At 70.4% G+C, this 4,861-nt stretch carries 6 protein-coding genes and 1 pseudogene; 2 read left to right on the plus strand and 5 right to left on the minus strand.

Features of this window, described 5'->3' with window-relative positions; genetic code table 11:
• Positions 1-404: pseudogene (locus AB0D04_RS42140) on the minus strand (hypothetical protein); the annotation flags it as partial.
• Positions 405-967: 563 nt separating this feature from the next.
• On the opposite strand from AB0D04_RS42140, the gene AB0D04_RS42145 reads away from it, so the two are divergent.
• Positions 968-1,375: a Uma2 family endonuclease gene (locus AB0D04_RS42145; protein ID WP_362712740.1), complete on the plus strand. Its 408-nt coding sequence runs from the start codon at positions 968-970 to the stop codon at positions 1,373-1,375.
• 88 nt (positions 1,376-1,463) lie between these two features.
• Here the strand turns inward: AB0D04_RS42145 and AB0D04_RS42150 are convergent, their stop codons facing one another.
• From AB0D04_RS42150 to AB0D04_RS42165, 4 genes are read right to left on the minus strand one after another with little or no spacing between them, the layout of a single operon-like run.
• On the minus strand, positions 1,464-1,907 hold the full coding sequence (locus tag AB0D04_RS42150) for a lasso peptide biosynthesis B2 protein (protein WP_362712734.1): 444 nt from the start codon (positions 1,905-1,907) through the stop codon (positions 1,464-1,466).
• Complete coding sequence (locus AB0D04_RS42155) at positions 1,904-2,167, minus strand: lasso peptide biosynthesis PqqD family chaperone (protein WP_362712735.1); 264 nt, start codon at positions 2,165-2,167, stop codon at positions 1,904-1,906. Before AB0D04_RS42155 ends, AB0D04_RS42150 begins: the two co-directional genes overlap by 4 nt.
• Positions 2,164-4,047 (minus strand): asparagine synthase-related protein, encoded by a 1,884-nt coding sequence (locus AB0D04_RS42160; RefSeq protein ID WP_362712737.1) that lies wholly within the window; start codon positions 4,045-4,047, stop codon positions 2,164-2,166. The genes AB0D04_RS42155 and AB0D04_RS42160 overlap by 4 nt, the downstream gene beginning before the upstream one ends.
• Positions 4,048-4,081: 34 nt before the next feature.
• Positions 4,082-4,219, minus strand: a complete 138-nt coding sequence (locus tag AB0D04_RS42165; RefSeq protein ID WP_362712738.1) for a lasso RiPP family leader peptide-containing protein — start codon at positions 4,217-4,219, stop codon at positions 4,082-4,084.
• Positions 4,220-4,414: 195 nt separating this feature from the next.
• On the opposite strand from AB0D04_RS42165, the gene AB0D04_RS42170 reads away from it, so the two are divergent.
• A complete protein-coding gene (locus tag AB0D04_RS42170) occupies positions 4,415-4,768 on the plus strand; it encodes a RacP protein (RefSeq protein ID WP_362712741.1) in 354 nt (117 codons plus the stop codon).
• Positions 4,769-4,861 lie beyond the last annotated feature (93 nt).

Below are 4,861 nucleotides of genomic sequence, written 5' to 3' on the forward strand. Positions count from 1 at the left end.
GACACCGAGGAGCACGTCGCGCGCTTCCTCGACGGCACCGACTCCGACCTGGTCTGCACGACCAGGTCCCCGACCATCGCACCGAGCGCTTCCTCGACAGGGGTGAGCGCGATACTGACGACCTGCTCACAGACCTCCTTGAAGATCCGTTTGACGATCATCCGGGTCGCCTGGGTCCCTGCGAGAGCTCCGATCTCGGAGAGCCCGAGCGTAAATGGTGCCGCGGCCTGGGCCGCGATCACTTCTGCGGCGAGGATGCCCAGTTGGACGACGACGCCGATCTTGGCGCCCTCGATGAGGAGGGCTACGCCGTCCATGGCGGTGCCTGCCATGCGGCCGCACTCGGCGAGGTTGTGCAAATGGGTGCCGTTGATCTTGCCCCAGTGGGCGTTGAGCGCTTCCACGGCCAACGAGTCCCCCGCCGAACACACCAAGCCCCGGATCCGCCTGATGGGCCTCGCCGGCGCCGTCGTCGATGTCGTCGGCGAACTCCCGCATGGCATTGGCCATCTCGCGGTAGTCGTCCTCATCCACGTGCGGCCACGACACCCCGATGATGTCGAGAATCTCATCCGCCCAACCAGGCAGCACAACACCCACGCGAAAACACGTCCCCCGTTGATCATCTGACAGCTGATCTGATGCTTTCCCCTGCACAAACGATCCCTCAAGTGCACTTTGAGCCCACTCGATCCTCGACGGCGGGGAGCACCCAGATCATCGCGTTCTCCTCCCAGCCGTCGGCATCTTCGAAGCAGCCCTTGCCGGGCAGCCGTACTGCCCTGCTGGCACTGCCGGTGTCGCCAGAGCTGAGGGAGCCGGAGCACCTCGGTCTGCCACCACCCCGGCTCGGACCGGTCACGACTGCCACCACCCCGGCTCGGACCGGTCACGGCTGACTCGGTCGAGCAGCTGCTGGTACAGCCGCGCGGAACTGCTGTCGTTCACCGCGATCAGTGAGGACGGCATCGGCTCATCAGCCGGCGTCTGCTTCTCCACCCGCAGCAGCACCTCGAACTGGTCGGCGAGATGCAGCGGGGGCAGAGCGGAGCCGAGTTGGCTCCGCAGCCGAGACCAGGAGGTCGTGGAGCGTTCCCGGGCGGCGCGCTTCTGCCCGATCAGACGCTGCTTGTCGTGGGAGGTCACGAGCGAGTCGAACGCCGACACCGACCGAGTCGTGAAGCGGAAATGGTACGCGGAGTGCGGGGCGCGGCCCTACCTCCTGGTCGACCGTCAGGAGCGGTTCGTGACGCTGTACTCCGAGCCCGGTCAGCTCGGCTCCCGGTCACGGGCAAGGGGCGGCACCGAAGTGACCGATTACCACGACGTCTTAGCGGCAGGCGCTTGGAGGGGGGCCGAGACCTCGAGACCCTGATGGCGCTCGGTGGACTCTTCGCCGAGCTCTACCGGTCGCCCAGGACCGGTGGCCGACCGCCAATTTGCGACCGTCGGCCCGCCGGGCCTCAGGACTGCTCTTCCGGCAGCCTCTTTTGCGGCAAAACCGGCACCACCATCATGCGGTGGTACTCCCCCAGCCGGTGCGGTTCGCCCACCGCAAGGCCCTCGACCTCCACCCAGGCGTGCGCGCGGAACGGCGCCGTGCGCACCCCCGTGCACCAGTCCGGCCAGACCCCGCGCATCCGGCACAGCAGCGCCGTGGCCACGGAACGCTGAAGGCAGCCCTCCCCGGCGCAGCGCGCGCTGAGCGCCACGACGGCCTCGCGTGCGGCGAGCGCCTGAGAGGTCGTGGCGGGAGCGGTCCCGCGCCGGACTACGGACAGGACGCGGCGAATGCGGTGCGGCTTGAGTGCGACGATCAGCCGGGCGGCGCCCGTGGCGATCAGGACGGGCGGACGCCGGCGCAAGGGCAGGGGGCTGCGGGCGGGGGGCACCATCGGCTGGCTCATGCGGGCACCACGAGCCGGGCCTCGGTCAGCGCGCGCGTGATCGAGGCCGTGTCGGCGTCGGCGCGCTCTGCGGTGAGCCGGGGGTAGGCCTCGCTAAGCGCGCGGGCCGCGTCCGGTGGTTCGGCGCCGTCGAGGAGGCTGCGCAGGACGAGCGCCGCCGTGCGGTTGAGCTGCCAGTAGCGGCCGGTGACTTCGTCGAGCAGCACCATGCCGTCCGGTGTGTCCGTCATGCAGACTCCCGGTCGCAAGGTCAGGCTCACGGTGCTCCTTCGGTCATTGCGGTGCTCGGGGAGCAGGTGGGTGCGGGGCGAGCACGCAGCCAGATCTCGCTGCCCAGACTGGAGCTGAGGGAGCGCAGTGCCTCCGGGGCGGGGTGCACGCCGAGCAGGGACGCACGCATCGCGGCGTCATCGATCAGTCCGGCGCGGGCGAGCCACGAGCCGTCGAAGAGCTCCACCAGCGCAGAGCGATTGTGGCGCAGGCTGACGTGGAAGTCCGTGCTGTACTCGCCCTTGGTGTTCCTGCGCAGGACATCGTCGGGCACGATGCCGCGCACCGCTTCGGCGAGCACCGGCTTGTATCGGCCGGGCGTGCTGCGCTCGGCCACGCGGATAGCCAGGGCCGCCTCGATCACCTGGTCGTCGAGGTAGGGCGCCGCCTGCCCCAGTCCTTGGCGGGACGTCACCTGGTCCAGTTGCCGCAAGCCTCGCCCACCAGTCCGTACGCACGCGAGGGCCGTGTGCTGCCCGCGCTCAGGCGCGAGGGGCTCGGCGGTGGCGGCGGCTTCCCGGAGCAGGCCCCGCACGGCCTCGGCCGCGTCCCGGGTCGCCCACGTCGGCATGCACAGGTCCACCCCCCACGCCGTCGAAGGGGCGCCGCGGACCAGGGCTGGCGACGGCCGCTGTGGCGCGGTAAGCCCCTCCGCCCATGCGGTCAGCCACTGGCCGAACGTCCTGCGGTCCACAAGCTGACGCAGCAGCTGCCCGAGCGGCCAGTGCTGGGAGGCGCGTTGCGTACGGATACGGGACCAGGCCGCCAGGGGGCGACGTCGGACGTAATCGTGCAGGTGCGGTGGGAACGTGCTGAACAGCTCGTCTGCGCCGCCGCCCATCAGGTGCAGACGGGACCCCCGGCCGGTCATCAGGCGGCACAGCGCCGCCATTCTGGCGCCGTCGCGCACCCACGGTCCTGGCTCGTCAGTGGGCACAGCGTCGCCGGTGAGACCCGTCAAGTCGCTGTACCACAAGGGCCATTGGTCAGGGGCGGGCGTGACGTGCTCGCTGTCGGGAAGGTGGGCGGCGGCACGCGCGGCCCAGGCCGCGTCGTCGTTCTCCGGGTCGAGGCTCTGCCAGCGCAACGTCACCAGCTTCGCTCCGGTCGGCGGGGGCCGCTCCTGCTCTCGTGCGGCCAGGAAGCACAGGCTAGTGGAGTCCAGGCCTCCAGACATGTCCGCGGGAACCGTGCCCCCGCCGGCCGCGCAGGCGTCCACCGCTGCGGTCAGTGCCGAGCGCACCGCGGGCACGCCTTCCTGCCATGCGCGCTGCGGCTCCGGCGGGGCCCACCACGGCTGGGTGCGGGCCTGCCCGTCCGCGTCGATCAGCAGACAGTCGAAGGACGGCACAGCTTGTACGCCTTGCCACACACAGCGGTCATCCAGCGGGTAAGGAAGCGGGGAGGCCAGCAGGTGTGCAGCCAGGAGCTGTTCGTCGGGGGCCGCTCCGGTTATGGCGGCGAGCCTGTCCGCCCGGTCGGCGGCCACGGACGCCCCGGCCACTCGCGCGTGAAAGAGCCGCCGCACCCCGGACGCACTGCCCCTGGCCCGGACCGAACCGTCGACGGAGGCCAGGAGGTGGAAGCTCCCAGTCAGGCGGTGGGCGATCCGCTCCACGTCCCCGATGTCCCGCAGCCGTCCCGCACGCTCGGACAGCGCCTCGACGGTGACCGGGCAACGCCCGATCACCGCGACTCGCCGCGCCCCTGCCGCGCCCACCGTCACTTGTCCATCCGGCCAACTGCCCAGCAGCCACGGCCGACCGGAGTGGTGAGGGATGGTCTTGGTGGCCCAGGGGCGCAGGAGCCGCGCCGCGGCCACGCCGGATTCACCGTCCGGGAGGACGGTGAACCACACATCACCGCTCATGGCACGTCACCCGTCATGTACGTCGGTCTCCGGCTCAGTTGGGGCCGAGGTACCACTCGTAGGGCGGGAATCCGCCCTCGTAGAACGCGCCCAGGGCCTCGCCTCGGGTCAGCTCGGCGAAGTCACCGACTTCCACCATGGCCGGTGGTTCGTACAGTTCGTCCTGCTGCATGACGGTCCTCCTTTGCTGCCGCTGGTGGCGTGGAACCCACGCCCCGGCGGAAAATACCCAAAGCATTTCGGCACTAAATCCAACAGCGCCCGCTCTCACCCCATTCAGTGAACCGAGCGGATTTCTCCTCGACGGAAGCACGGAGGCAGCGCCATATGCACCGCGCACGCCCGGAGCAGGAAAGGAACCGGCGAGATCGGGCGACGAACGGCAGTTACGCCTTCACTGCCCCGCCCGGCCCGCGCCAGCGATCTGTCCCCCAGCCAGGTCCGGGCGGGGCTGGCCTGCCTGCGCGACATCATCGCCGCCAACGGCTGGCCACCCCTGATCTGGACGCGGGCCGACGGCTACCAGCTCGGCGCCGGACCAGCCGCCCTCCAGGCATACGAACGGGCCGCGCTCACCAAGAAACTCACCGAGTTCCGCCGGTTCATCACCGGCACGGTCGCCCCTCACGCCGCCGCCCACCCGGGCGACAAGTGGGTCAAGCACATCATCGCCCAGCTCAACTCCATCGAATCCACCCTCGATCTCGTCGTCTCTTCCTGACCACTCCGAGGGGGCGCCCGGCCAAGGGCCGGGCGCCCCACCCCACCGCCCCGGGAGGAACAGCCCCGCCGGACCAGCACAGATACGAAGAGC

It is taken from the genome of Streptomyces sp. NPDC048483, assembly GCF_040651455.1.
Taxonomy (GTDB): Bacteria; Actinomycetota; Actinomycetes; order Streptomycetales; family Streptomycetaceae; genus Streptomyces.

Excerpts from the sequence above, each read along its gene's own strand:
- AB0D04_RS42150 (WP_362712734.1), bottom strand. The coding sequence starts at position 1,907 with ATGAGCCAGCCGATGGTGCCCCCCGCCCGCAGCCCCCTGCCCTTGCGC.
- AB0D04_RS42160 (WP_362712737.1), bottom strand. The coding sequence starts at position 4,047 with ATGAGCGGTGATGTGTGGTTCACCGTCCTCCCGGACGGTGAATCCGGC.
- AB0D04_RS42165 (WP_362712738.1), bottom strand. The coding sequence starts at position 4,219 with ATGCAGCAGGACGAACTGTACGAACCACCGGCCATGGTGGAAGTCGGT.